The organism is Streptomyces durbertensis, assembly GCF_014156695.1.
Lineage (GTDB): Bacteria > Actinomycetota > Actinomycetes > Streptomycetales > Streptomycetaceae > Streptomyces > Streptomyces durbertensis.
In genome coordinates, this window is sequence record NZ_WMLF01000514.1 from 1 (window position 1) to 3,452 (window position 3,452).

Genomic DNA, 3,452 nt, shown 5'->3' on the forward strand with positions numbered 1-3,452 from the left:
GGGCCGGCCTGCGCCCGCAGGCCCTCGATTCGCATGGCGTCCTCGCGCGGCCCGTAGTTGCCGTCGTCGAACGGGTAGTCGACGACGATCCGCCAAAGCCCGTCGGTGGCGGGCTTGAGCTGCTCGTCGCCGACCCGGTCCTTGTCGCGGACGTTCGCGAAGTTCACCTCGAGCGTGCGGGGCGATCCCTTCCACACGAGGGCGAGTTCGTCGTAGCCCGTGCGCGGGGTGGTGCCGAGCAGCCGGCGGAGGATCCGTTCGGCGAGGTCACGCTGGAAGCGGGTCTGGGTGTAGGTGTTGGCGTTGGCGAGGATCGAGTCGAGGTCGATGTCGGTCAGTTCGAGCAGCACGGACGCCTGGGCTCCGGAACCGCTGACCTTGATCTCGGCGAACTTGCCCGCCCACTGCTGAAGCTTGCCGTCCAGGGCCTGGACCGCGCCCCCCTTGAACCGGCTCTTGATCGAGCCGTGGTTCAGGGCGAGGAGCCGCTCCACGGTGAGGTTCTGCAAGGACACCGCCCCGGGAGCCAGCGCGGACAGCAGGAGGGTGCGCATGATCCGGTCGTCACCGGTGAACGCCTCCAGCGACGGCCGCCTCTCGACAGGCACGGAGTCGGGGTCGCGCGCGTAGGCGTCGATCTCCTCCTCGCTGACGTCATGGGTGGTCATCAGGTACGGCCGGAGTTTGGTGTTGTAGAGCCGCTCGGCCGACTCGAACACCACTCGGGTCGCGTCCTGGAAGGGCTTGTTGCCGCCCTTGCCCAGGTAGGGGTAGAGGTCACCCAGGCACACCAGGTCGCCCAGGCGCAGCCGGTTGCGCTGGTCGGCGAGGATCTCGCCCATCAGCTTCATACCGGTACGGTTGCGCTGCAGCGCCGAGGAGATCTTGACCAGCGCGTCCATGAACGCGGGCGTGAACGGGTACGCCTTGCGCAGCGGCTCCTCGCCCGCACCCACCAGGGCCTTGTCGTCACCGAGCCAGGTGTCGCGCACCGCACCGGGGTTGGCGGCCAGCAGCCGGTCGAGCCCGGCCTGGATCTCCTGCCGGGCCTCGTCCGAGCGCGGCCTGAGCAGCCGCTCGTGGGCGATCTCCGGCAGGTTGCGGTCCTCCAGTTTGATGGAGTCGAAGCGGCCGGAGGCGTAGTTGAGGTTCTGCTGCATGGCCGCCTCACCGGTGCCGTGCATCTCCTCACCGGTGATCTCCCGCAGGTCGCGCTGGCGGGCGATGAAGGAGATGATCGGGATGACGCGCCGGCTGTCGCCGCCCTCCACGAAGTTGGTGAACTTCGCGGACTCGCGCAGGACCTGCTTCTCCTCCTGCATCATCATCGTGAGCCACAGCATCAGCTCGTCGAGGAAGAGCACCAGCCCGTCGTAGCCGAGGGACTTGGCGTGCTCGGCGATCACCGACAGGCCCTCGTCGAGCGGGATGAACCCGTCCGCCTGCGCCGCGATCCTGGCGTACCCGCGGGCCACGGTCTGCAACGCGTCCTCGGTGAGACGCGCGCGCAGCTCCGCCGGGGTGGTGGGGTTCTGCACGTCGAGTCGTACGTTCTTGTCGTGGACCTCGGCCGCGTTCAGCGCGGTTTCGAGCCGCTCGGCGGTCCAGAACGCGGCGGGGTTGCCCCACTCGTCGACCTCCCCCGAAGCACCCGCGTTGAGCTGGGCGAGGAACTGCTCGTCCCCGAAGTCCCGCTTCAGATCACGAAGTTGGTCGAAGAGGGCGTCGGTGCGGTAGACGCGGGGGGTGGAGGAGCCGGGCCGGACCTTGGCCACCCACTCGACGTAGCCGCCCAGCACCCGGTGTTCCAGGCTCTCGGCGTTCAGCATGTGGTACGGGACGAGCAGGAAGTTCTTGCCGCCCGTCCGCAGCCAGTCGAACTCCTGGTACAGCGGGTCGAACTCCTGCCGGGCCCGGGCCGCCTCGCTGTTGGACAGCAGCGCATGCAGTACGGCCATGAAGTGCGACTTACCGGCACCGAACGAGCCGTGCAGATACGCCGCCTTGGAGCTCTGCGTCTCCAGCGCGGTCGAGATCATGTTGAGGGCGTCGCGGAAGTTCCGCAGCAGCTCCCCGGTGACGACGTAGTCGTCCAAGGCCTTCCGGGCCCCCTCCTCGGTGACCGCCTCCGACAGTTTGAGCACGTAGGAAGACGTGGAGACGGACACCGGCAGGTCCATCAGGTCCTTGAGCAACGGTGCCATGCTCTGTCGTGCAGGGGCGGCCATCGGTGTCAGGACTCCTTCGTGGTCTTCGTCGTGCTCTTGGAGCTCTTGGCCGTCTTCGCGCTCGCCCCGCGTCCACGACGGGCGGGGGACGGACGCCAGGCCTTCAGGTCCTCGTCGGTGAGGTGATGGTCACTCTGGAGGGAGCGTCGCTGTCCCAGGGCGTCGGCGGCGGGCGAGGTGCCGTACGCAGGGTCGATCTCGCCGTGCCACTGGTCCAGCCACAGCTGCAGTTCGAGGAGGGCGGCGAGCAGCGGCGGCCACTCCTCGTCGGACAGCTCATGCCCATGGGCGTGGAGGTGGCCGATCAGTGCCTCGGCCTGCTGGAGGTGGTCCCAGCCGGCCCAGCCGTAGAGAGGCGGAGACTGGACGTTCTCCGTGCCGTAGGAGATGAAGCGCTCCTTCGGTACGTCCAGCTTGCCGCGCAGGCCCCAGTAGGAGCTTCGGAGGAAGTCCGCGCTGGTGTAGGGCCGTGGCACCGGGATCGCGTCGCGGATCTTCTTCTTGGCGATGAAGTCCTGCTCGGCATCCTCCTTGCGCTGCTCCTCCCAGGCCCGCTCCCAGTCGCTGCGCTTGTCCAGGCCGGCGGGCTTGTAACGGAGGGCGGCGACGGCCGGTACGTGCTCGGTGGAGAGGAGGGCGGCGACGGTCTTCGCGAATTCCTGTGCCGGCGCGAAGAGCTCGGCGACCGCGACGAAGTCCTCGTCCTGTTCGAGGTCGTGGACCAGCTGGTTGAGGGTGCGGATCAGCGGGCTGCCCTCCACGTCGAACCAGAGGGCGCGGTCCTCCATGCGGTTGAGCAACCAGGAGCGCAGCGCCTTCTCCTGAAGCGCGTCCCAGCCCTCGGTGGCCCAGCGCCGCTTGTACTCGGGCCGCTCCACCATGCCGATCTGGCGGTTCGACTCGATCGCGTCGATGCGCTTCTGGACGATCTCCCGGTAGGCGGCGGGCCACTCGGCCGGGATCTCCGTGATGGGCGTGGAGCCGTGACGCCTGAACCACTCGTCGGACGCCTCGCCGGCCTTGACGCGGCGGGCCAGCACGATCTCGAAGGCGCGCTGGCCGAGGGCGAGTTCGGGGACGTCAGCGAACTCGTCGCCGTCGCGGGGGGCGGGGCGGAGGTCGTCGTCAAGGAGGCCGTAGAGGGCGTAGACCTGCCAGTCCAGTTCTTCTTGGAGGGCGATCATGCGGGCGCGGAGGTGGGTGTAGCGGGAGCGGGCTTCGCGG

The 3,452-nt window shown here is 68.6% G+C and carries 2 protein-coding genes; both read right to left on the bottom strand.

Features of this window, described 5'->3' with window-relative positions:
• The coding region (locus GL263_RS23575) for a DUF6079 family protein (protein ID WP_228456777.1) at positions 1-2,228 on the bottom strand (2,228 nt) is incomplete at its 3' end.
• A gap of 5 nt (positions 2,229-2,233) precedes the next feature.
• Positions 2,234-3,452 (bottom strand): BREX-2 system adenine-specific DNA-methyltransferase PglX (gene pglX, locus GL263_RS23580; RefSeq protein ID WP_182857760.1); only part of this gene is annotated, 1,219 nt, incomplete at its 5' end.